Origin of the sequence: Shewanella sp. SM74 (assembly GCF_025653725.1) — a bacterium.
GTDB classification, from domain to species: domain Bacteria; phylum Pseudomonadota; class Gammaproteobacteria; order Enterobacterales; family Shewanellaceae; genus Shewanella; species Shewanella oncorhynchi.
This window is the reverse complement of record NZ_JAKKRZ010000001.1, coordinates 15,281-40,224: the sequence shown is the minus strand read 5'-3', so window position 1 is coordinate 40,224 and position 24,944 is coordinate 15,281. Positions and strand designations below refer to the sequence as shown.

Genomic DNA, 24,944 nt, shown 5'->3' with positions numbered 1-24,944 from the left:
AACAGGCGACTGTGATTAGAAAAGTACTAATTACAGTGAGCTTGCGTTTTCAGACAGGTAAGCAGCAACACCTTCAGTGCTTGCATTCATACCTTTATCGCCTTTTTCCCAGCCAGCAGGACAAACATCACCGTGCTCTTCATGGAATTGCAATGCATCGATCATACGTAGCATTTCATCAACGTTACGGCCTAATGGCAGATCGTTAACGACTTGGTGACGAACCATGCCTTCTTTGTCGATCAGGAATGAACCACGGAAAGCCACACCCGCTTCTGGATGCTCAACATCGTATGCTTTACAGATTTCATGTTTAACGTCAGCCACTAACGTGTACTTAACTTGGCCAATACCGCCTTTTTCAACTGGGGTGTTGCGCCATGCGTTGTGAGTGAACTGAGAATCGATAGACACACCGATCACTTCCACGCCACGCTTAGTGAACTCTTCCATGCGGTGATCAAATGCGATCAACTCTGATGGACAAACGAAAGTGAAGTCAAGTGGATAGAAGAATACGACTGCTGGTTTGCCTTTGATGGCAGCAGTTAAGTTGAAGCTATCAACGATTTCGCCAGAACCTAATACAGCTGCAGCAGTAAAATCAGGAGCCTGACGGCCTACTAATACGCTCATTTTATATCTCCATCTATGAGTTGAACTAAGTGTAAGGCAAGATGCCCTTTCGCCAGTATGCTCTCCTCAACCTAGGTCGAGTTAAATCCTTACCGATTAAAAGGTGTTCTTACCAATCAAATCTTTAGGCATTATAAGTCGTGTGCTGTGCCTTACAACCTATTTAAGACCAATATCACATTTTTCAAGGGCATTTCCGTTTTGCCTGACTAAGGATAGAGCAATCTGCGTATCCTGTGTGCGGAGCAATCCACATTCGGCTAACAGACAAAACCCAGCATGATCACATTTTCAGATATTTTTCAGATAAGCCCTCGGCAAACTGGACATCCACTGCCTTTGCAGTCGAAAATAGCTCCTTTGGCTTAAAGAATTAAGAAAATTGATAATGAATGCAGTCGTAATTGCAGTGTGCTTAATGTTAGCACTCAGTTTAGCTAGGGTGAATGTGGTTATTGCCCTGACCGTGAGCGCCCTCGTGGCGGGATTGGTAGGCGGAATGGATCTGCACCAAACTATAGATGCCTTTAATACAGGCTTAGGTGGCGGCGCACAAATTGCGCTCAGTTATGCATTATTAGGTGCTTTCGCTGTGGCACTATCGCATTCAGGCTTAACGACGCTGATTTCTAGAAGCATCATTAGTAGCCTTGGACAAGATCCTAATCCCACTAACACTAACTGGGTACGATGGTTACTGCTGTTATCGCTACTCGTCATGTCGATGGCTTCACAGAATATTTTACCGATCCATATCGCCTTCATTCCGATTTTAGTGCCACCACTCTTACATGTGATGACCAAACTGAACATCGACCGTCGCCTTGTGGCTTGTGTTCTCACCTTCGGCCTAGTCACCACCTATATGATTTTACCGATTGGGTTTGGTGGCATTTTCTTAAATGATATTCTGCTTTCCAACTTAACCAGCAATGGCTTAGCCGCTGCTCGCGAGCAAATTCCGCCAGCCATGTTAATCCCTGCCGCGGGTATGGTCGTAGGGTTACTCACTGCAGTATTCATCAGTTACCGTAAGCCTCGGACTTACGACGAGGCAAAAGTGTTGGTCGCTGAACCTGAAGAAAATCTCAACAAACGCAATATCATCATTGCTGCACTGGCGATATTAGCCACTCTCATCGTACAACTTGAAACTGACTCTATGATTTTTGGCGCCTTAGTCGGCTTCATGATTTTCAGTTTTTCGGGTGCCTTGAAGCATGTCGCCGACCAAGATATTTTCAACCAAGGTGTGCGAATGATGGCCAATATCGGCTTTATCATGATTTCAGCCGCTGGCTTTGCCGCTGTAGTGAAAGAAACCGGTGAAGTGGGTACGCTTGTGGCCTCGCTTAGCGACATCATTGGGGATAATAAAGCACTCGCGGCCTTCTTGATGCTACTGGTTGGGCTACTGATCACTATGGGAATTGGGTCGTCTTTCTCCACCATTCCAATTATCGCGACGATATATGTACCATTGGCATTAAGTTTTGGTTTTTCAGTAGCGGCCACAATCGCGTTAGTTGGCACTGCCGCCGCGCTGGGTGATGCGGGCTCGCCAGCATCAGATTCCACCTTAGGTCCCACTGCAGGTTTGAATGCCGATGGTCAACACGATCACATTCGTGACAGCGTGATCCCAACATTTATCCACTACAATATTCCACTATTAGTGTTTGGGTGGATTGCAGCAATGGTGTTGTAAGTGTTATTGCAGATGTTTACATTACCGGATTAGAAAGTAACAACAGCGCGGCATTCTCCGCGCTGTTTTTTATCGCGGGTATTCACTTTTATTGCGGGCAGCAGGTTAACTCACTGATTCACTCAATAACTCACGTAATAATTAACGTGATAATTAAGATGTCGGGTCAAGTTTGCGACTCCCTTGCTTATTCTTTTTATCCTCATATAACGCTTTATCCGCCGCTTGTAGCACTGCCTCAAAGGAAGCATAATCTTGCGAATCAGCCACACCGCAGGAGACTGTCAGCACATTTAAAAACTGCCGCTCTGCGACCGCCTGACGTAAATGTTCAGCCAACAATAAGGCCCGTTCAAAAGTGCAATTGGCCAAGATGACGACAAACTCATCACCGCCGGTTCTGATTAACAAATCATTTTCTCGAAATACACTGCGCATCGCATCAACAATTTGCATGATCGCCATATCCCCGAGTTTATGCCCATAGGTATCATTAATGGTTTTGATTTTGTCGCCATCCACGCAGATCACCGCGTAATGCCCCTTAGTTGCGACATCAAACAGTGTGGTCTCATAGACTTTCTTATTATAGGTTCGAGTAAAAGCATCCAATAACATCGCTTCACTAAACCGTTGACGCTCAGTACGAAGTTTCCTAAAACGATTGATATTAATTTGAACGAAGAAGATCACGATAGATAACAAAAACCACAGGGGCAAATTCCACACAATGAAACGAAATATACTGATTTTATATGTCAGTGAAGTCATGTTATCTAAATGATTTGTCATCGAATAAAACAAGAACTCCGGCGTCAATTCAGCCCAAAGGCTATCTGTCGTGATCACCAACTCAGTACCATAATCCGTTTTCTGCAATTCAACATGTTTATTACGCATAAAAACCGACGTCATTAGAGCCGTGTCGGCAATAACATCACCGATGAAATGATTAGGATCATTAGATGATGAAATCGGTGATGCCATCGATAAAATGACTTTTCCACTGACTTCATCTTGATAAGGAATGGATAATACGATTCCATCGGCTAAGGACTCTGGGGTCGCGTCTTTCGCGCAATAGTGCAGACTCTGACAAAACTCATTCGTTGAAGTACGGTCTTTAATCAGCCGCGCTTTTACGTCCTCAGGAATTGGGGAGGCAAAATACATGGCATCACTGCGATAAAGTCCCACATACAGGAATATATCTTCGACATTGGTCTTTTTACTGGTTTTACTGGAATAGAGATAATCAAAATAGCGTAATACTTGCTCTTCTTCTGCGGAAAGCACTCCCCCTTGCGGCAGCATTAATCTAGAAGGGTCAAGCTGAAAAAGCGCTAAAGAGGATTTATTGAAATCAATAATATCGTGCAGAGATAAGCTTTTACCAAGCAGTTCAATATAACTCGGTGTAAGTTGCTCGTTTTTTACAAAAGACACAAAGGATTTATGCTCTCTATCGATTTTAAACGGTAATAGAATAAGTAGGAGTACGACAAACAAGAGGGTCGCAAATTCAAATGATCGACGCAATAATAACCAGTTGAGAGCCGAATTTCCCATAATTCCTCTTAATCCCTGTTCTACCGACAATGTACCTTGCACAAAACGTAAAGTGCGATCAATAAAATTGCAAAATAAGCCAATAAAAACAACTTCAATAGATAATTATTATTTACCTTGTCCTAAACTTTAGCAGCTTAAGATAAAGTTGTTATTATTGTGTTGAACAAAAACAAAAAGGGAGCCTAGGCTCCCTTACTGACCACATCCGCTCAATTGAGCATCATCAACTCTGATTATTTAGCAACTTTGGCTATTTAGTACCAAAGATTTTATCGCCCGCATCACCCAGACCTGGCAGGATATAACCTTTCTCGTTTAAGCATCTATCGATAGCGGCAGTATATAATTCGATATCCGGATGCGCCGCTTCTAAGGCTTTAATGCCTTCAGGCGCAGCCACTAGCACTAAGGCCTTAATTGAAGTACAACCACGCTTTTTCAATAAATCGACGGTCGCAATCATAGAACCACCTGTCGCCAACATAGGATCGACAACTAAGGCGATACGTTCGTTCATGTCGCTGGCCAGCTTCTCAAAATAAGGTACTGGCTCAAGGGTCTCTTCATCACGGTAAATACCGACAACTGAGATACGCGCACTGGGAATGTGCTCGAGTACGCCGTCCATCATACCCAAACCCGCACGTAAAATTGGCACGACAGTGACTTTTTTACCTTTGATTTGATCGACTTCAACCGGACCATTCCAGCCTTCAATCGTCACCGTTTCAGTTTCGAAATCTGCGGTAGCTTCATAGGTTAATAAACTACCCACTTCGGCGGCTAGTTCACGGAAACGTTTAGTGCTAATGTCACCTTCGCGCATTAAACCGATTTTGTGACGCACTAAAGGATGTTTAACCTCGACAACTTTCATTTTTCTCTCCTGCTTATTTTTCGGCGTATTATTTTAGGCAAATTTTTCAGATTCTAGTTGATTTGTTTATTAGGTAAAACAGAAAGTTTTGCCATTCGGTCTAATCGTGAGCTATCTCGCAAGAATAGTCCCCAATCGTCTAAGATACCTACTGTGATTTACTATTTTGTGACCAAACTCAAGACCTCTAAAAATAGAATATCTCGCATTCAGACCAAAAAAACTCCGCCGAGGGGCATAAATCCAAATCATGACTTTCGACCCCTAGCACAAGCTGGTAGAATACCGCCGCATAAAATCCAATAACGATGTACCCGAGAGGATCCCTCCGTGAGCACACCTACCCCACTGAGCTATAAAGATGCCGGCGTTGATATTGATGCAGGTAATGCACTGGTAAGTAACATTAAAGCAGCCGTTAAACGTACCCGTCGTCCAGAAGTTATGGGCAACTTAGGTGGTTTTGGCGCCCTGTGTGAAATCCCCACTAAATACAAGCAACCGGTTTTAGTGTCTGGCACCGATGGTGTTGGGACTAAATTGCGTTTAGCTATCGACTATAAAAAACATGACACTGTCGGCATCGACTTAGTCGCCATGTGTGTGAACGATCTGATCGTTCAAGGCGCTGAGCCACTGTTTTTCCTCGATTACTACGCAACAGGCAAGCTCGATGTAGAAACGGCAACGTCCGTCGTCAACGGCATCGGCGAAGGTTGTTTCCAATCTGGTTGTGCGTTAATTGGCGGTGAAACCGCTGAAATGCCAGGCATGTATGAAGGTGAAGATTACGACCTAGCGGGTTTCTGCGTGGGTGTAGTTGAAAAAGCCGACATTATTGACGGTAGCAAAGTGGCAGCGGGTGATGCACTTATTGCATTAGCCTCAAGCGGCCCTCATTCAAATGGTTACTCTTTAGTACGTAAAGTATTAGAAGTGAGCCAAGCAGACCCTCAACAAGATCTCAACGGCAAACCGCTGATTGAACATCTACTTGAGCCAACCAAAATTTATGTAAAATCATTGCTAAAACTGATTGAAGCATCTGATGTCCATGCGATGGCGCACATTACTGGCGGCGGCTTCTGGGAAAACATCCCGCGCGTACTGCCAGATAATTTAAAAGCGGTTATCCAAGGCGATTCATGGCAATGGCCCGCTGTTTTCAGTTGGTTAATGGAAAATGGCAACATTGCAGAATACGAAATGTATCGCACCTTCAACTGTGGCGTCGGCATGTTAGTCGCGCTGCCAGCCGATAAAGTGGATGCAGCACTTGCATTACTGGCTGCAGAAGGCGAACAAGCATGGCTTATCGGTGCTATCGCACATCGTGAAGGCAATGAAGAGCAAGTGGAGATCCTGTAATGCCCCAGAGCTGTCATGTAGTTGTATTAATTTCCGGAAATGGCAGTAACCTGCAAGCGGTTATCGACGGTTGCGACGATAATCTGCAGGCCGAAGTTGTCGGAGTCATCAGTAATAAACCCGATGCCTATGGCCTAGTGCGCGCCCATCATGGCGAAATTGATACCAGCTGTGTGATAGCTCACCAAGGTGAATCTCGCTCTGAATACGATGCACGTTTAATGACAGTGATTGAAAAGTATCAGCCCGATTTAATCGTGTTGGCGGGATTTATGCGGATCTTAACTGATGATTTCGTGAATCATTACCTAGGTCGCATGATCAATATTCATCCTTCGCTGCTACCTAAATACACTGGCTTAAACACCCATCAACGTGCCATAGACGCGAACGATAGCGAACATGGTGCTAGCGTGCATTTTGTCACGCCAGAGCTGGATGCAGGCCCGGTGATTTTACAGGCCAAAGTGCCTGTTTATGAAGACGATACGGCGGATATGCTCGCCGCCCGCGTGCATGAGCAAGAACATGCCATTTATCCGCTCGTGGTGAAATGGTTTAGTCAGCAACGTCTTAACATGCAAAATGGCCAAGCCTATCTCGATGGCAACCTTATCGGCCCAAGCGGTTACGCGCCCGATTAGTTCCACTTGATAGTAAGTTGTACCAATCAAAAAAATAGAGACCTTCTGGTCTCTATTTTTTTAACTATTTTCAACAAAAGCATTGTTTTCTTAGGCAATGTAGCATTAGATAACTTAACGAAAAAGTGATTTTTGATCGGCATGACAAGAGACTATTAGATGAAAAATATTATCTGCGATATCGATGGTGTACTACTGCACGACAATAAACTGATCCCCGGCAGCGACAAATTTATCCAGCGCATTTTAGAGCAAGGCAATCCGTTAGTGATATTGACTAACTATCCCGTACAAACGGGTAAGGATCTGCAAAACCGTTTAAGTGCCGCCGGTATTGATATTCCTGAAGAATGTTTTTACACCTCCGCCATGGCCACCGCCGACTTTTTAAAACACCAAGAAGGCAGCAAGGCCTATGTCATTGGCGAAGGCGCCCTCACCCACGAACTCTACAAAGCAGGCTTTACCATTACCGATATAAACCCCGATTTTGTGATTGTCGGTGAAACCCGCTCCTACAACTGGGAGATGATCCATAAAGCCGCAGGCTTCATCGCACGCGGCGCGCGCTTTATTGCCACTAACCCCGATACCCACGGTCCAGCCTACAGCCCTGCTTGTGGCGCACTCTGCTCACCCATCGAACGTATTACCGGTAAGAAACCTTTCTACGTGGGCAAACCGAGCGCTTGGATTATTCGCTCAGCACTTAATCATATCGATGGGCACTCGGAAGACACTGTCATCATAGGCGACAATATGCGTACCGATATTTTGGCGGGCTTCCAAGCAGGGCTTGAAACCATTCTGGTCACTAGCGGCGTGAGTAAGCTTGAAGATATCGACAAAGAGCCCTTCCGCCCGAACCATGTGTTTGCCTGCGCGGGCGATATTGACGTTGTTTAAACAGATGTCTAATCCTACGTCTAGCAATTCATCCTTGCCAGTCGCTTAAACATTACCTATGCAACACGCCTCGCCCAAAGGCGTATTGCATAGGGTAAAGCAACATTAAGTAACATATTCGCCTTCTTCTCAGCCTTGTGGCTCACAGCGGCTTGCTTCATGATAAGTCTCGCTTCTGATTGATTAACAGAAATCTAAAATACCTTAATTAAAACAACAGTAGGATTAACCTATGCGACGTCTGTATCCCCTCTGTGCGTTGGCCATGCTCAGTGCCTGTAGTCCGAATGCATCACAGCCTGATGGCAACAGCACTTTGGCTGAACTCAAACCAGTGCAGTTTAATGAAGCGCGCTTTAGAAATGATATTAAAGCCCTGTCATCCGATGAATTTGAAGGTCGTGCGCCCACCACTCACGGTGAAAAACTCACCTTGGATTATTTGACCAAAGCCTTTACAGAGATGGGACTAAAGGGTGCTTACCAAGGCAGCTTTTTACAACCAGTGCCTATGGTGAGTTATACCGCAGATGAAGCGCAGCAAGTTACGCTGGCAGGATTACCCTTTAAATACCGAAAAGATCTAGTGCTCAGCAGTCGCCACGATAACGGTGGTATTAGTATTGAGAACGCACCATTAGTCTTCGTCGGCTATGGGGTGAATGCCCCCGAATATGGTTGGAATGATTACCAAGATCTCGACATGAAAGGCAAAATCGCGGTGATCTTAGTGAACGATCCCGGCTTTGCTCGCCCTGACTCGGGTAAATTCAACGGCAAAGCCATGACCTATTACGGCCGTTGGAGCTACAAATTTGAAGAAGCCAGTCGTCAAGGCGCACTCGGCGCACTGATTATCCATGATACCGAGCCCGCCTCTTACCCTTGGTCCGTGATAGAAAATAGTTGGACTGGACCACAGCAAGATCTGGTCCTCAGTAAAGCAGAACAAGATAGCCGTATCCAAGTCGAAGGCTGGCTTACATTGGACGCGGCTACGCAACTGTTCGATAAAGCCGGTTTATCACTGCCTAATTTAATGGCGCGCGCCGCCGACAGCTCAATCAATTTACCCCTTGAACAAACGGCCAACATCGCCTTTAAAAATAAAGCCGAATACGCGAATAGCTACAATGTGGTCGCCACACTCCCCGGCAGCACACAAGCCGACGAGCAAATCTTGTTTACCGCCCATTGGGATCACATAGGTAAAGACGAGACGAAAACAGGCGATAAAATTTATAACGGCGCCATGGATAATGCCTCAGGCACTGCCGGCATTCTCGAAATCGCCAGACAATTAGCCGACAATGCCAAACAAGGCCATGGTTTAGCGCGCTCGGTCACCTTTATTGCCACCACAGGTGAAGAACAGGGCTTACTCGGTTCGCGCTATTACGCCGCCAATCCACTTTACCCTATCGACAAAACCGTGGCAGTGTTAAACCTCGACAGCACGAATATCTATGGCAAAACCAATGACTTTACCATTGTCGGCAAAGGTAAATCCGAGTTAGAAACTTATCTTATCGATGCGGCGAAACAACAAAACCGCATCGCCATGGGTGAGAAAAATCCCGCTTCGGGCGGTTTCTTCCGTTCAGATCATTTCAGCTTTGCCAAACTTGGCGTGCCAGCGGTATTTGCTGGCGGCGGTAGCAACCCCGTTGACGAAGCCACGGCTGCTTATAAAACCCAGATGCAAGCCACGATGAAAGGCTGTTATCACAATGTCTGCGATGAATACCGTGAAGATTGGGATTTAAGCGGCGCGCTGCAAGACTTGCAAATCTACTACCAAGTCACGCGCACATTGGGCAACAGTGAAGATTGGCCGGGATATTATCAAGGCACAGAATTCAATAGCCTGCGCCCAGCCAAAACAACGCTGGTAACAGACGCAAAATAACAGGCTAAGTCAGTGGCTTCTTGCGAGAGGCAGCTGGGTTAGCCGTCTCTTATTGACGTCTGGCTAGTCGCATCTGCGAAATAAAGCGCCAGCTGAATAGAGCGCCTCCTACGCCGGCCAAAGCGCCAAACAAGACCTACAAGCACGTGAACCATTCACGTGCTTTTTTGTTTTCAGCTCACAAACAATGCCGTTATCGCGAAATATCCATCCTGCCACACCATTCTGAATAGTCTTATGCCATTGGTTGATGTCAAACTCGGCGCATTAATTGATTAAAAATAAAACACTTAAACGAGCCAACTCATTATTTATGGTCTTTTTTAGCGGTTTTTCTATCATCGATACTTTTTTAAAACACATTGTGAATTCCCCAAAACCCCTCATGCCAAATCAGATAATAAAAACAAATCATCAAAAATAACGCAAATTAAATGGATTATTCTCAAATAAAAGCATTAAACACAAACATCTAAATCAATAAAAACACCAATAAACAGATAAAACATCAAAAATAGTATTTGGCAAATACCTAAATTGCTGGCACATTAAACCTCAATTGAGACATCCTCAAATGACAGACAGTGTGGGAGTTGTACTATGTGTTCAATCTTTTCGATTTTAGATATCCAATCTGATGCCAAAGAACTGCGCCAAGTCGCGCTAGAAATGTCTAAGCTCATGCGCCACCGTGGCCCTGACTGGTCAGGTATTTATGCCAGTGATAAGGCAATTCTTGCCCACGAACGTTTAGCGATTGTTGACATTGAACACGGTGCTCAGCCACTGCTGACCGAAGATGGCAGTTTGATCCTCGCGGTCAACGGCGAAATCTATAACCACAAAGAATTGAAAGCCCAGCTAGGCGATAAGTACAGCTATCAAACCAACTCTGACTGCGAAGTAATCTTGGCGCTGTATCAAGAATACGGCACTGAATTTCTTGATAAATTAAACGGTATCTTCGCCTTTGTGTTATATGACAAAGCCCAAGACAGATACCTTATCGGCCGCGATCACATGGGTATCATCCCGCTATACACAGGCCGTGACGCTGCGGGTAACTTCTATGTTGCCTCCGAAATGAAAGCCTTGATGCCAGTGTGTAAAACGGTAGAAGAATTCTTACCGGGCCAATATTTGTACTCAAGCGATGCCGCTGCGGTGAAATACTACACTCGCGATTGGCAAAGCTATGATGCGGTTAAAGATAATCCAGCCAGCCAAGAAGAATTGCGTGACGCATTAGAAGCGGCGGTCAAACGTCAATTAATGTCAGACGTGCCCTATGGTGTGTTGCTGTCGGGCGGCTTAGATTCATCTATCATTTCCGCCGTGACACAAACCTTTGCTAAACGCCGCATTGAAGACGATGGCGAAACCAACGCTTGGTGGCCACAGTTACATTCCTTTGCCGTCGGCCTTGAAGGTGCGCCAGATTTAATCGCCGCCAAAAAGGTCGCCGAAGCGATTGGTACGATTCACCATGAGATCCATTTCACCTTCCAAGAAGGCTTAGATGCGATTAAAGAAGTGATCTATCACTTAGAAACCTACGATGTCACCACCATACGTGCCGCGACACCGATGTATTTAATGGCGCGTAAAATCAAAGCGATGGGCATTAAGATGGTGTTATCGGGTGAAGGTGCTGACGAGCTATTTGGCGGCTATTTATACTTCCATAAAGCGCCAAACGCGCAGGCATTCCACGAGGAGTTAGTCCGCAAACTCGATAAACTGCATCTGTTCGATTGTCTGCGTGCCAACAAAGCCATGGCCGCTTGGGGATTAGAAGCCCGTGTGCCCTTCCTTGATAAAGAGTTTATTGATGTGGCGATGCGCATCAACCCTGAAGCGAAAATGTCTAAGGAAGGCCGTATTGAGAAACATATTCTGCGTAAAGCCTTTGAGCACAAGTTGCCAAAAGAAGTGGCGTGGCGTCAAAAGGAACAATTCAGTGACGGCGTGGGCTACTCTTGGATTGACGGTTTGAAAGAACAAGCGGCAGCGCGGGTGGATGATTTACAATTGGCAAACGCGAAATTCCGTTTCCCATACAACACGCCAGAAACCAAAGAAGCCTATTTCTATCGCTGCTTCTTTGAGGAACATTATCCACTGAGCGGCGCTGCAGAAACGGTTCCAGGCGGTAAATCCGTCGCCTGTTCAACGCCAGAAGCATTGGCTTGGGACGAAAGCTTACGCGGCATTATCGACCCATCGGGCCGAGCTGTACGCTCTGTGCATACCTCAAGTTATTAATGACTTAACCTTGAAGGCCTAGGTTAATAAACTGGGCTGATGAGCTAGATTAATCATATAAATTAATTAGATTGATGAACCGGTTAATACAGCCAACCACAAGCGCCACCCTAGGGTGGCGCTTGTATTTTAATGCTTTTTACTTTTATTGCTTACTCGCGTACAAAATGGTGACTTAGCTAAAATACCAAACTAGGCCGACAGCGCACTGAATGGCTGGATTTGAGCCTGAGTATGAGCGTTAGTATGAATTTGAGTCTTGTCGTTGATTTGCACTTGAGTTTGAAAATGAACATTCATCTGCGTCAACGCCATCGAATCTAAGCTTAAAAACTGCTTTCCGGCACTCAGCCCCGCATGATAATCATGGCGTAAATTCGCATCGGTACTGCCCAGCAATTTACTTTGCAAATTTTCAGCAGCAAAAATCTGCACTATCTCCACATCCTCTGGCGGATTAGCGATAAAGTCCAATTCATCCTGATAGGCTTGTTCGTGCTGCACTAAGTAATCTATGGTTTTCGGGCAAAAGCCAGAAACACAAATCCAAGATTTTAATTTGTGAACCCAAGCCGATTGCGCCTGAAAATCCTCGCTCACAGTACGGATCACCACAATTTTGCGGGCACCACGACGATAGGCCTCACGCACAGGTAAAGGCGCTGCTAAACCGCCGTCGAGATAAAAATCACTATCAATACCTTCGCTTAATGCTGCGCCGTGATCAGAGGCGCTATGATTAGCCGCGCCGTTATTACAGGCCTTGTCACTATTACAGGCGTTGTCACTCAGCCAAGGCGTGAGTTTCACCCCTTGTTTATACAAAAATGGTAATGCGCTAGAAGCTTTTAGCAATTCGCGCCACTGGCTTTTACTGCTTGGACTTAAAAAATAACCCTTGCGATCACTGGCATTGGTGGTGGTGATCAGTAACTGCCGATGACCGAGTGAAGCTGTCGCCGCGTTAAGATCTAATTTAAACATCCCTTGTCGCGTCTGCTCAAAATACCAATCTAAGTCGACCACATTGCCGCCGACTAACCCGCGACCGAGTCGATAGAAACGTTTATGGCGCGATAAACTGCGGATTAAGCGTTTGGCATAACCCTTTTGGCGGGCCAAAAAACTGCTGAGATTCTGTGAACCTGCTGAGGTACCGATAAATAAATCAAAGGGATCGAATCCGCCATCAAGCCAAGCATCGAGCACGCCTGCGGTGAATATACCGCGCTGACCACCACCTTCTGCAATCAGGGCCACCTGTGGGCTAGCGTTAGATTGAGTGTCTTTGGAGGCTAAGTGGCTGACGGCGTGCATAGGAAAACCTTATCGAATAATTCATATAAGGCGAGTCTAAACAAGCTGAATCAGAAAGGATAACGGATAGAAACTATCATCTTAATAGGTAAACACTATTAAGATGATAAGTCACACAAGGTTAATCCATGCTAAATGCACGAATACAGACAGAGAGCTACGGCGGTTATTCGCGCAAGATTAACCCATTCGCTCCAGCTTGCTCATAATCCTTAACGAACAAGCTATTTTTACATCAATACATTAAAACTTATGACTCAGTTCAAGCGTGATATTACGCGGCTCACCGGGGAAATGGCCATTACGCTCGCTAAAACCACTGACGGCATATTCTTTATCGAAGATATTTTTAAGATTTAAGCGAACTTGAGTTTGATCCCACTGGGTCGTCCAGCTCATGTCAAAAATCGTATGGGGCTTCACCGTTTGGCCATCGAGGCTGAACTGCTCGCCCACATAGTCCATACCAAAAGCAATCGCCGAATCGAGTGCATTGATATCGTAACGGGTCCATATCCCTGCTTGATGGCGCGGCGCATTGGCAAAGTGCTTACTATCAAAAGTATTGGTTAAACTATCGTTTGTTACCCCTTTAACCACTTCGGTCTCGTTATAGGCATAGTTTGCCGTGACGGTCAGGTTATCGGTTAAATCCCCCACCAGCGTCCATTCAAGGCCTTGACTGTGTACTTCACCCAAATTAAGTAAAGCGGGAATACCATCGTCATCGCCAGTATCTAAAGGGTTAGCTTGGGCGACATTTTGTTTTTCAATGCGATACACAGCAAGCGTGGTCATAAACTGGCCATCAAGCCATTCATTTTTCATCCCAAGTTCAATTTGATTGCCCGTTTCTGGATCGAGGAAACCATCACCAATATCTTCCGCTTGATTGGTTAAAGATGCTGGATTAAAGCTCTCTGAGTAATTCAAATAAAAGGACATTGAATCAATTGGGCGATAATTAAGCCCTGCTCTTGGCGTTATCGCGTTATCGCTGAAGGAGAAACCAGTATTTTTATCATAATCATCAAACTGGCTAAAACGCAGACCAGCAATTAATGACCACTGTTCATTAAAGTGCAGATGTTCCTGTACATAAATGCCGTAACGGTTAGCGCGGGTACCATCGGTATTTTTATCCTTCAAGTTGTAACTATTAGGGTTGGTTTCACCATAGTTAAGGTCAAAAATATTCAGGTTACCAACACCATCCTTATCAGTCGCCAATTTGTACTGATATTCGGTTTCGACATAGTGATAGTCGCCGCCGAACAGGAATTCATGTTCAAAACCTAAAACATCGAATGCATAGACAAAATCATTGGTTAAACTGATTTCATCATTAGCCCGTGCTTGAACTCGGTATTCACGCTTAATGGTGCCATCACCCATAATGGGCTTTTTATTGGCATCTAAGGTCGCCCAACCTCTCGATTCATGATATTGCTGCGTGGAATCATTATTCAGATAACGGATCTGAGTCTTGACCGAGAAATTATCGGTAAATTGATGATCGAGAATCGATTGCAGCACCAGTGCATCCATCTTCTGGAAGTCACTCTTCTCATTGGCATTATAGGATGGCGCAACCAGGAAGTTACCGTCATTATCGACAGGAACGCCGCGCAGTCGATTGCCACCTAAATCCTGCTTAATAATATCGAAAGTGGTAGTGAGCTTAGTATCATCACTGATTTCGTAGAGTAACCCACCCGCCACTTCGGCATTTTGGCTATCGGCATTATTTCGAAAGCTATCTTCCTGCTGATAATAGGCGCCAAAGCGATAGGCAAGATTTTGGGTTAAGCCACCGGTGAAATCCAGCGAGCCGCCCATCATATCCTCGCTGCCCGTACTTAAGGTCAGCTCTTTACTCTCGACAAAGGTTGGTTTTTTAGTGACATAGTTGATCATGCCGCCGGGTTCACCGCCGCCATAAAGTGCGGATGCAGGGCCTTTTAACACTTCAACCCGCTGCACATTAAACAGTTGCGGCACAGAAAATCCCGAATAGGGATCGCCCCTTACCCCATCATAAAAGACGTTGGCATCGTCACGGAAACCGCGAAAGGTCACGCCAGAATAACTGAACTCACTTACGCCAGCGATTGAGCGGTATAAATCGGTAATATTGCGCGCTGCTTGGTCAACGATTAACTGCTCGGTCAGCACTTGCACCGACTGCGGCAATTCCATCACATTAATCGCCGTCTTAGTGCCAACCGTTGTTTCTTTATCGACGTACATTTGCATCGCGCGGCCATGAACGGCAATTCGCTCAGGTGCAGCCAATTTAACTTGCTCATAGGCTGCAGGCTCAGTCGATGCAGGACTTGCAACGGGTGAGCTTGTAGACAAGGTCTGCTGTGGAGCCTCTTTATCGAGTACGGTTTCAGCGGCGAATGCCGACTGATATTGAGCGAGTGCAAGTGCAATTAATGAGTAGGCGAAACGAGTCTTCACAGAATGTCCCCAGCGCGAGCGCATAAAAATGGCATAAACCAAAGGGTTTACAAATGTATTCAAACGAATTGGCCGTCATTATAAAGAATGATTTACGAATAACAACGATTATCATTTGAATTTACATAAGTGTGAAATCAGTTAGGTAAATAGCTAGCGTCAGCTCACATAACCCTTGTTGTGTTTGGTTATGACTAAAACGAAAAGAGCGTCAGTCGCACAGACCTTAGATAGAAGTTTTAATGTGGGACAAGCAAGAGACTCACAGTATCGAGCTCAATACTGGCGTGGAACCTAAGAATGAAAACAAGTTAAAGATTTAAACTATGCAAAAATAAAAACCAGCGACAATGCGCTGGTTTTTGAGCTGTTCTTAAGCAAAGGCTTCACTCAGCCTATAAGGTGAATGCTTAAAAGATTGCTTCATCCAATTGCGTTAGCATTTCACTCGCCTGCTCGATTTGCTTACGCAGACTGCGACCTTGCACCGCCCAGTAAGCCATGTAGAAATCAGCAGTTTTCAATTTAGCTTGGTAAAACGCGGTTTCTTCAGTGCCCTGCTCCAGTGCCGCTAATGCCACCGCGGCACTTCTGGCCCACATCCACGCCAGTGCCGTCACCCCAAACAACTCCAGATAAGCCATTGAAGCTGCGCCAATAATGTCAGGATTAGTCGCCGCATGGGTCGCTAAATAACCACTGGCCTTTTGCAAATCACCCGCACAATCCATTAAACCACTCACGTAAGGTTGCATCGCCGCATTCGTGCTATGCGACTTAATGAACTCAGTCACTAATGCCGACCATTGCTGCATCGCCGCGCCGCGGTCGCTAAGTAACTTACGCCCCACTAAATCCAGCGCCTGAATGCCGTTAGTGCCTTCATAAATCAGCGCAATACGGCTATCACGCACAAATTGCTCCATGCCCCACTCATGGATATAACCATGTCCACCAAACACTTGCTGCGCATCGACACAGGCATTAAAACCACGGTTAGTGATAAAACCTTTCACAACGGGCGTGAACAGGGCCACTAACTGGGATGCCGCTTTCGCTTTGGCGGGATCGGTATGGCGCTCAGCTTCATCGAGCCACAAAGCTTGTTGTCCAACTAAGGCTCTTGCGCCTTCATTAAAGGCTTTTTGCGACAGCAACATACGGCGCACATCGCCGTGAACCAAAATCGGATCGGCGGCTTTTTCGGGTGCTTTGGCACCGCTTAAGGCGCGGCTCTGTAATCTATCTTTGGCATAGGCCAGCGCATTTTGATAGGCAATCTCAGAGACGCCCAGCCCTTGCACGCCCACACCTAAACGCGCTTGGTTCATCATAGTAAACATGGCTCGCAGTCCTTGGTGTGGCTCGCCGACAAGCTCACCCAATGCACCTTCAAATACCATTACACAAGTTGAGTTACCGTGAATGCCCATCTTATGTTCAAGGCCACTGGCATATAAAGTGTTCGGTGCGCCTAAACTACCATCGTTATTCACTAATACTTTAGGCACGGCGAACAAAGATATGCCCTTCACGCCTTCAGGCGCATCCGGCAAACGAGCTAATACGAGGTGCACTATGTTGTCGGTGAGTTGATGATCGCCTGAGGAGATAAAAATCTTCTCGCCAGTAATGGCAAAAACGCCTTCGGATACTGGCACGGCTTTGGTGCGTAATAAGGCTAAGTCAGTACCGGCGTGGGACTCAGTCAAGTTCATGGTTCCCGTCCATTCACCGCTGACTAATTTGCTTAAATATTTTTGCTTGAGCGCATCACTGCCGTGGGCATGGATGGCGGCATAGGCGCCATGGGTCAAACCGGGATACATGGCAAAGGCCATATTGGTTGCCGTTTGTATCTCAGTGGCAAAAATCCCCACCACTTCGGGTAAGCCTTGGCCGCCATATTCAGGATCGCAGGTCAGCGTCGGCCAGCCATTATCAACAAACTGCCGATAGGCATTATCAAATCCTTCCGGTGTAATCACCTTACCATCGACCAACTTACAGCCTTGCAGATCGCCGACACTATTGAGCGGTAACATCACTTCAGTACTAAAGTCGGCCATACCTTGCAGGATCGCATCGACAAGATCTGGATCGATTTCATCGAACCCCTTGAGTGCATCTTGCTGATAAATATGTAACATTTCATCGAGGATAAATTGATAGTCGCGCAGCGGCGCTTGATAAACTGGCATAATCGCTTCCCTTTTCTTGTTAGACTGCAACTCAACTAAGTGATCTGACCACTTTGGTGCTCTGACCACTTTAGCTAAATCTGCCGAAAAAGAAAGCACCTCAGTATCCGCCACAGACTTTTGTTTACACAAACGAACAGCGAAACCGTAAATTGATCGCAACAAAGCCTTATGTTATCGCGGAAAACTTTGTAAGCTAACTGCCTGTTTTTCTGATATGTCAGCAGAGTTAAGGATATTGTTACTATGGGTTCTGTCACTACTAAAAAGCACGCCAACGGGCTCGATTATGTCGAAGTGAATACTGCGTTATGTCAGGCAAGAATTTTTTTGCAGGGCGCGCAAATAGACTATTTTCAACCCGTAGGCAAACCACCTTTGCTGTGGGTTTCATCGGCTGACGATTATCAACCCGGTAATGGGATCCGTGGTGGTGTACCCGTATGCTGGCCTTGGTTTGGCATGAGTAGTGAAGCGAACTTTCCCCAACACGGTTTCGCCCGTACCCGTATTTGGGCGCTGGAATCGGTAGAAATGCGTAATCAGTTAGTGGATTTACGTTTTAGCTTAAAAATCAGTGAGCAAGATAAAATCTATTGGCCGCATAACACTGAGGTCAGCGTGTTATTCACCCTAGGCGACACTCTAAGCATTAGCCTTGTGAATACCAACGTAGGCGATGAAACCGTCACGCTTACCCAAGCGCTGCACAGCTATTTCCCGATTGAGGATATCCACCAACTCAAAGCCAGCGGTTTTAGTGGGTCAAAATACATCGAATTTGCACAAGGGCCTTACCCGCAAACCACGGATGAAGTGCTGTTTAATCGCGAGACAGATCGTGTCTATACCGATCTCGGCCCAGTGCAGTTATTGCATACGCCGCAGGGGATAATCGAAGTCAGCCGCGAGAACAGCCAATCAGCGGTATTATGGAACCCATGGATTGAAAAGTCACAACGCCTGGGCCGATTTAATCCAGAGGATTATCTGACCATGGTCTGCCTAGAAGCGGCCAATGTATTAGAAGATAAAGTCATGCTTGCTCCAGGTGAAACCCACAGTTTAGTGACCCATATTCGCTGGAAAGACTAACGATTAAATATCCTAGCACTTAATGTCCTAGTCAAAAAACGATACACACAAAAATGCCCAGTCCTATTTGCCAACGCGATCGAAACTGGGCATTTTTATCATTGCAAAAGCTATCACTGCGAAAGCTAAGTTTTTATAACGATAAAACTTAAGGTAAAACTTATTTCGCCGATTTCTCTAAGCGCGCCAGCAAACTAGACGTATCCCAACGGTTACCGCCCATGCCCTGAACTTCTGAATAGAATTGATCCACCAAAGCGGTCAATGGCAAGTGTGAACCATTGCGGCGGGCTTCTTCTAAGGCTATGCCTAAGTCTTTACGCATCCAATCGACGGCAAAACCAAAATCATAGCTTTGGCCCCACATCGTCTTGTAGCGATTTTCCATTTGCCAGCTTTGCGCCGCGCCTTTGCTGATCACTTCAATGACTTTCTCGCCATCGAGTCCTGCTTTACGGGCAAACTGTAATGCTTCCGCCAAACCTTGCACCACACCCGCGATACAAATTTGGTTCACCATCTTAGTTAACTGACCTGCACCAACCTCACCTAAACGCTCGGCGCAGCGGGCAAAGGCTTCAATCACGGGTTTAACACGCTCAAATACCGCTTCATCGCCGCCGACCATCACAGTCAAGGCGCCATTTTCAGCGCCCGCTTGACCGCCAGACACGGGCGCATCGAGGAAATCAATGCCCTTTTCGGCTAAGACTTTGGCAAGCTCACGAGCGACATCGGCCGAAGCCGTAGTATGGTCAACCAGCACTGCGCCCTTTTCCATCCCATGAATAACGCCATCACTGCCTAATACCACTTCACGCAGATCGTTATCATTGCCCACGCAAGTAAACACAATATCTTGACCCTCTGCCGCTTCCTTTGGTGTTGGACAGCAGCGACCGCCATAGGTGTCGACCCAAGTTTGCGCCTTGGCAAAAGTACGATTATAAACAGTGACCTCATGGCCTTTGTTCAGTAAATGCCTCGCCATGGGATATCCCATTACGCCTAAACCAATAAATGCAACTTTTGCCATGAGCTGATCCTTAAATAGATAAACAAAGTGAATCGATTCAAAATAGTGGCCGCAGTTTAACATTCATCAACGGTAACGTCAGAGTGAAATCGGAGCGAGTGATAAACGCACTTTTCGCTACAAACAACAAAGGCGCCTTAAGCGCCTTTGCTGATTTAATTTATGGAGCTATTTCACCACATGGGCTTCCATTTCGGCGCCAATCTTTTTACGCATTTCCATCAAGCGCAGTGCAGAATCCCGCAAATGAATATCATGTTCCGTCTGTGGTATCCACTCAGGCACTGGCGTAGGTAGGCCATCTTCATCAACTGCTACCATGATCACAATACAATGGGTGGTGAGATGACGCTCAGAAACTTTAGGATCGCCTGCTCGCACATCGATACCGATATGCATAGAGGTTTTACCCGTATAAATCACTTTTGCGCTGACTTCAACGATATTGCCCACCAAAATGGGTTGCACAAAACGAATACCGCCCGCATAAGCAGTAATACAATATTTACCGCTCCAGCCCGCTGCACAGGCATAGGCCGCGAGATCGATCCACTTCATCACAGCACCGCCGTGAACTTTACCACCAAAATTCACATCCGCAGGCTCTGACAAAAATCTCAGGGTACTTTGTCTATCTATACCAGCCATATAACCTCAACTTATTCAGCCACTGTGGCTCAATGTTTCGTGCAATAGGCTGAGTTTACGATAGAAAGCGCCATTAGCGTAAAAATAATTACGATTGACCTCGTCAAAAAATTCGATTTAACCAAAGTGGCTAATAAGCACGCAGCAAAGCAATAAACTCGGCAACGCTAAACGATAAATCCATAGCTGAAATTCACTACTGACGAAACGTGTACCCTTAGCAAAAGTGTAAACGCCTAAGCCAAACATAAAGAAACCAAGCACTTCGAGGCCCGAAGACATATTGCTATCGCCACCGACGTTAATCGCCGTCACCAATAAGGCAAACCAAACCACCACGTAAGCAGCGATTGCTAAGGTAAAAGTCTTGATCCCAATGTCCATGTTTGGATGCCACACTTTAAACTCACCACGGATCAATTCGGTCAGATTGGCAGTTAATGCGCCAATGAGGGGAACAAGCGGGATCACCGCAGGATTTAACATGACACACTCCATTAAGATTGAATATGTCTGTCATTATCTGTGGTCACTAGAATTAAACAAGCTTGATGAACAAATGTTAACACTATGGATATCATACAGTTAGAAAGTGACATCCATCACAATAAAGTCATAAGATAACGGAGTTCAACTCACATGAGCAATGAATTTGACCCATAAAAAATGCGCCCTCAGGCGCATTTTTTCACCGTTTTTTACACCATAAATGCGTGTTTTACACTTTCTTGAACAGTAATGAACCGTTAGTCCCACCAAAACCGAAGGAATTACACAGAGCATAATCCATCTTCACGTCACGGGCTGTATGGGCAACAAAATCTAAGTCACAACCTTCATCTGGATTATCCAAGTTAATCGTTGGCGGTACGGCTTGGTCGCGCAGTGCTAATAAGGTGAAAATCGCTTCAACCGCACCCGCAGCACCTAACAGGTGACCCGTCATCGATTTAGTCGAGCTAACCAGTACTTTATAAGCGTGGTCGCCAAATACTGACTTAACCGCTGCCGCTTCCGCTTTATCACCTGCTGGCGTCGACGTACCGTGGGCATTGATATAACCAATTTGCTCCAGTGATAACTTAGCGTCATTAATAGCATTGACCATAGCCGCCGCAGCGCCTGCTCCGTCACTTGGAGGCGATGTCATATGGAACGCATCACCGCTCATACCAAAACCGACTAATTCGCCGTAAATGGTCGCACCGCGCGCTTTTGCGTGTTCGTACTCTTCCATCACCATCACACCAGCGCCATCACCGATCACAAAACCATCACGGTCTTTATCCCATGGACGGCTCGCCGCAGTCGGATCGTCATTGCGTGTCGATAACGCTTTCGCTGCACCAAAACCTGCCACGCCTAAAGGAGAAGTGACATCCTCAGCACCGCCCGCAACCATCACGTCTGCATCGCCATAGGCAATGGTACGCGCCGCGAAACCGATATTATGCACACCCGTAGTACAAGCGGTCGTCACGGCAAAATTTGGGCCTTTCATGCCAAACATGATCGACAAGTGGCCCGAAATCATATTGATAATGGTACTAGGTACGAAGAAAGGAGAAACCTTACGCGGGCCACCATTCATCAATGCGCTGTGACCTTGTTCAATCAACCACATACCGCCCATACCCGCACCAATAGCAGTACCGACACGACCAGGGTTTTCTTTGCTCATGTCCAGACCTGAGTCTTGGATAGCTTGGATGCCAGCCGCCATACCGTATTGAATAAAGAGGTCCATCTTACGGGCGTCTTTTTTCGTTACGTATTGCTCAACATCGAAATCTTTTACTGAACCACTGAAACGAGTGGTAAATTCACTGGCATCAAATTTGGTTATCGGTGCAATACCACTCTTACCCGAAAGCAAAGCCTTCCAAGTAGTATCGACAGTATTGCCCACTGGAGTTACTAACCCCAAACCGGTTACCACTACACGACGTTTAGACACGGCAGTCACCTTTAAATGCTAATTTGTTAATTCAGATAGAGGACACAGGGTTTTCTATCATTAGACAATTTCTTAAATAATTTTTATTTAGAAAAATTCGCCAATCTGCGGCGAGCATCTCGTGGATAACAATTAAAACACGATCCAGAGACGATTGAATGGCACGGAGGCAGAATTTGACGGGGGTAAAACAAAAACAGGCGGCAAAAATGCCGCCTGTCTTCAAGAATTCAGAATTACTGATTCTTAGAAACGTAGTCGATCGCTGCTTGAACAGTAGTGATCTTTTCAGCTTCTTCATCAGGGATCTCGGTATCAAACTCTTCTTCCAGAGCCATAACCAACTCAACAGTGTCCAGAGAATCTGCACCCAGATCGTCAACGAAAGATGCCGCTGGCTTAACGTCTTCTTCTTTAACGCCCAGTTGCTCTACAATGATTTTCTTTACACGTTCTTCGATGTTGCTCATTAGTTTTCTTTCCTATTCAAATTACGCACTTGCGTAAGATTGCGAGTAGTTTATTAGATTTGGCTGACAATGCAAGCTTAGTTTTCGTGGTCTAACCACGAAATTTCACTATCAATTGATACAGATCACTACTCAGTTGCGACAGAAATCCCTGCCATTCGCCCTTAAACCATGTACATGCCGCCATTCACATGCAAAGTTTCGCCTGTGATGTAAGCGGCTGAGTCCGAGGCCAAAAAGAGCACTGCATTGGCAATTTCTTGCGCTTGCCCTAATCGTTCCATCGGAACCTGTGACATGATAGCTTTTTGCTGCTCTTCGGTCAGCTCATCTGTCATATCGGTCTGGATAAATCCAGGAGCGATAGCATTAACTGTAATTTGACGAGATGCAACCTCTCTTGCAAGAGATTTTGTAAATCCAATCAAACCCGCCTTTGCTGCCGAGTAGTTAACTTGACCTGCATTGCCCATGGTGCCTACCACTGAACCGATATTGATGATTCGGCCAAAGCGCTTTTTCATCATGGTACGCATCACAGGTTTTGACAGTCTAAATAACGATGTCAGGTTGGTGTCGATAATATCCTGCCATTCATCATCTTTCATCCGCATTAGCAGATTATCACGGGTTATACCCGCGTTGTTGACTAGAATATCAACATCACCCGCTTTTTCTTTGATCGAGGCGAATAAATGTGTAACAGATTCACTATCTGTGACATTAAGCACTAAACCAAAACCTTTGTCACCCAGATATTCTTGGATCGCCGCAGCGCCCTTCTCACTGGTTGCGGTTCCAATAACCACAGCGCCCGCTTCGACCAGTGTCTCAGCGATCGCACGGCCAATACCGCGGCTCGCACCTGTCACCAAAGCCACTTTGCCTGTTAAATTCAGGTTGAAACTCATATAAACTCCTTACTCAGTTAATGCTGCTAATGAAGCAACATCATTAACCGCTTGGGCTGATAGTGATTTATTAATTCGTTTTGCTAATCCAGTCAATACTTTACCAGGACCACATTCCACCAGTTGGGTAATGCCTTTTTGGGCCATTAGCTCAACAGTTTCGCTCCAGCGGACAGGACAATATAACTGACGCACTAACGCATCTTTAATGTCATCAGCAGAGGTGGGTGATGCCACATCAACGTTATTAATCACTGTAATTGTTGGGGTATTAAACTGTACATCGTTTAATGCCACGGCCAGTTTATCCGCCGCAGGTTTCATTAATGCACAGTGTGATGGCACGCTGACAGGTAGAGCCACCGCAATTTTAGCGCCTGCTGCTTTACAAGCTGCTGCAGCGCGCTCAACTGCGTCTTTTTGACCTGCAATGACCACTTGACCAGGACTGTTAAAGTTAACTGGACTCACCACGTCACCTTGAGCCACTTCGGCGCAGGCATTAGCGATACTCTCGTTGTCCAAACCGATAATCGCATACATAGCACCCGTGCCAGCTGGAACCGCTTGCTGCATCAGTTGACCACGTAATTCCACCAACTTAATCGCGTCTTTAAAATCCATCACACCGGCGCAAACTAAAGCAGAATACTCGCCTAAGCTGTGACCCGCTAGTATAGCAGGCATAGGTTTGCCTGAAGCCACGTAGGTACGCCAAATCGCCACGCTCGCAGCTAATAGGGCTGGTTGAGTTTTATCGGTTTCATTTAAGCTTTCAACAGGACCTTGCTGAACCAATGCCCACAGATCATAACCTAAGACGTCACTCGCCTCAGCAAAAGTTTGTCCAACAACAGCATGAGATTCGGCAAGCTCGGCTAACATGCCTAGGGCTTGTGAACCTTGGCCCGGAAATACAAAAGCAACATTTTCCATATTCAAATTACCTATGGCTAAC

General features: G+C 46.0%; 20 protein-coding genes. 7 read left to right on the top strand and 13 right to left on the bottom strand.

Features of this window, described 5'->3' with window-relative positions; all coding sequences use genetic code 11:
- Positions 1 to 30: 30 nt before the first annotated feature.
- Positions 31 to 636, bottom strand: a complete 606-nt coding sequence (locus L5M49_RS00170; protein WP_006081247.1) for a peroxiredoxin C — start codon at positions 634 to 636, stop codon at positions 31 to 33.
- A gap of 388 nt (positions 637 to 1,024) precedes the next feature.
- On the opposite strand from L5M49_RS00170, the gene L5M49_RS00165 reads away from it, so the two are divergent.
- On the top strand, positions 1,025 to 2,344 hold the full coding sequence (locus L5M49_RS00165; protein WP_168823896.1) for a Na+/H+ antiporter family protein: 1,320 nt from the start codon (positions 1,025 to 1,027) through the stop codon (positions 2,342 to 2,344).
- Positions 2,345 to 2,497: 153 nt separating this feature from the next.
- On the opposite strand, the gene L5M49_RS00160 is transcribed toward L5M49_RS00165, so the two are convergent.
- Together L5M49_RS00160 and upp are read right to left on the bottom strand one after the other, a co-directional pair.
- Positions 2,498 to 3,913, bottom strand: coding sequence for a GGDEF domain-containing protein (locus tag L5M49_RS00160; protein ID WP_263163149.1), 1,416 nt, complete (start codon positions 3,911 to 3,913; stop codon positions 2,498 to 2,500).
- A 253-nt stretch (positions 3,914 to 4,166) separates the two neighbouring features.
- Positions 4,167 to 4,793, bottom strand: a complete 627-nt coding sequence (upp, locus tag L5M49_RS00155; RefSeq protein WP_011789711.1) for a uracil phosphoribosyltransferase — start codon at positions 4,791 to 4,793, stop codon at positions 4,167 to 4,169.
- Positions 4,794 to 5,123: 330 nt separating this feature from the next.
- Between upp and purM the strand changes: the two genes are divergently transcribed.
- From purM to asnB, 5 genes are all read left to right on the top strand, one after another.
- Positions 5,124 to 6,161, top strand: coding sequence for a phosphoribosylformylglycinamidine cyclo-ligase (purM, locus tag L5M49_RS00150; protein WP_113938786.1), 1,038 nt, complete (start codon positions 5,124 to 5,126; stop codon positions 6,159 to 6,161).
- Complete coding sequence (purN, locus tag L5M49_RS00145) at positions 6,161 to 6,805, top strand: phosphoribosylglycinamide formyltransferase (RefSeq protein ID WP_263265225.1); 645 nt, start codon at positions 6,161 to 6,163, stop codon at positions 6,803 to 6,805. The genes purM and purN overlap by 1 nt, the downstream gene beginning before the upstream one ends.
- A 159-nt stretch (positions 6,806 to 6,964) precedes the next feature.
- Positions 6,965 to 7,711, top strand: a complete 747-nt coding sequence (locus L5M49_RS00140; RefSeq protein ID WP_028760358.1) for an HAD-IIA family hydrolase — start codon at positions 6,965 to 6,967, stop codon at positions 7,709 to 7,711.
- Between the two features lie 232 nt (positions 7,712 to 7,943).
- A complete protein-coding gene (locus L5M49_RS00135) occupies positions 7,944 to 9,620 on the top strand; it encodes a M28 family metallopeptidase (RefSeq protein WP_263265224.1) in 1,677 nt (558 codons plus the stop codon).
- 600 nt (positions 9,621 to 10,220) lie between these two features.
- Positions 10,221 to 11,885, top strand: coding sequence for an asparagine synthase B (gene asnB / locus L5M49_RS00130; RefSeq protein ID WP_263265223.1), 1,665 nt, complete (start codon positions 10,221 to 10,223; stop codon positions 11,883 to 11,885).
- Positions 11,886 to 12,077: 192 nt separating this feature from the next.
- On the opposite strand, the gene L5M49_RS00125 is transcribed toward asnB, so the two are convergent.
- From L5M49_RS00125 to L5M49_RS00115, 3 genes are all read right to left on the bottom strand, one after another.
- Positions 12,078 to 13,202, bottom strand: a complete 1,125-nt coding sequence (locus L5M49_RS00125; protein ID WP_263265222.1) for a patatin family protein — start codon at positions 13,200 to 13,202, stop codon at positions 12,078 to 12,080.
- A 243-nt stretch (positions 13,203 to 13,445) separates the two neighbouring features.
- A complete protein-coding gene (locus L5M49_RS00120) occupies positions 13,446 to 15,692 on the bottom strand; it encodes a TonB-dependent siderophore receptor (protein WP_263138442.1) in 2,247 nt (748 codons plus the stop codon).
- Positions 15,693 to 16,078: 386 nt separating this feature from the next.
- On the bottom strand, positions 16,079 to 17,869 hold the full coding sequence (locus tag L5M49_RS00115; protein WP_263138440.1) for an acyl-CoA dehydrogenase C-terminal domain-containing protein: 1,791 nt from the start codon (positions 17,867 to 17,869) through the stop codon (positions 16,079 to 16,081).
- Between the two features lie 246 nt (positions 17,870 to 18,115).
- Between L5M49_RS00115 and L5M49_RS00110 the strand changes: the two genes are divergently transcribed.
- Positions 18,116 to 18,964, top strand: a complete 849-nt coding sequence (locus L5M49_RS00110) for a D-hexose-6-phosphate mutarotase (RefSeq protein ID WP_263265221.1) — start codon at positions 18,116 to 18,118, stop codon at positions 18,962 to 18,964.
- A 160-nt stretch (positions 18,965 to 19,124) separates the two neighbouring features.
- Here the strand turns inward: L5M49_RS00110 and L5M49_RS00105 are convergent, their stop codons facing one another.
- The 7 genes from L5M49_RS00105 to fabD all read right to left on the bottom strand — a co-directional run bounded on the left by L5M49_RS00105 (position 19,125) and on the right by fabD (position 24,922).
- Positions 19,125 to 20,000 carry an NAD(P)-dependent oxidoreductase gene (locus L5M49_RS00105; RefSeq protein ID WP_263265220.1) on the bottom strand — a complete coding sequence of 292 codons (876 nt, stop codon included), beginning with the start codon at positions 19,998 to 20,000 and terminating at the stop codon, positions 19,125 to 19,127.
- 168 nt (positions 20,001 to 20,168) lie between these two features.
- Positions 20,169 to 20,648, bottom strand: a complete 480-nt coding sequence (locus tag L5M49_RS00100; protein WP_105252855.1) for an acyl-CoA thioesterase — start codon at positions 20,646 to 20,648, stop codon at positions 20,169 to 20,171.
- A gap of 117 nt (positions 20,649 to 20,765) precedes the next feature.
- Entirely contained in the window at positions 20,766 to 21,134 is a 369-nt protein-coding gene (locus L5M49_RS00095; RefSeq protein WP_028760367.1) for a hypothetical protein, read from the bottom strand.
- A gap of 232 nt (positions 21,135 to 21,366) precedes the next feature.
- Positions 21,367 to 22,605: a beta-ketoacyl-ACP synthase II gene (gene fabF, locus L5M49_RS00090; protein WP_006087466.1), complete on the bottom strand. Its 1,239-nt coding sequence runs from the start codon at positions 22,603 to 22,605 to the stop codon at positions 21,367 to 21,369.
- 236 nt (positions 22,606 to 22,841) lie between these two features.
- Positions 22,842 to 23,075 (bottom strand): acyl carrier protein, encoded by a 234-nt coding sequence (gene acpP, locus L5M49_RS00085; RefSeq protein WP_006081231.1) that lies wholly within the window; start codon positions 23,073 to 23,075, stop codon positions 22,842 to 22,844.
- 164 nt (positions 23,076 to 23,239) lie between these two features.
- Entirely contained in the window at positions 23,240 to 23,986 is a 747-nt protein-coding gene (fabG, locus tag L5M49_RS00080; protein WP_006081230.1) for a 3-oxoacyl-ACP reductase FabG, read from the bottom strand.
- Positions 23,987 to 23,995: 9 nt separating this feature from the next.
- Entirely contained in the window at positions 23,996 to 24,922 is a 927-nt protein-coding gene (gene fabD / locus L5M49_RS00075) for an ACP S-malonyltransferase (protein ID WP_263265219.1), read from the bottom strand.
- Positions 24,923 to 24,944 lie beyond the last annotated feature (22 nt).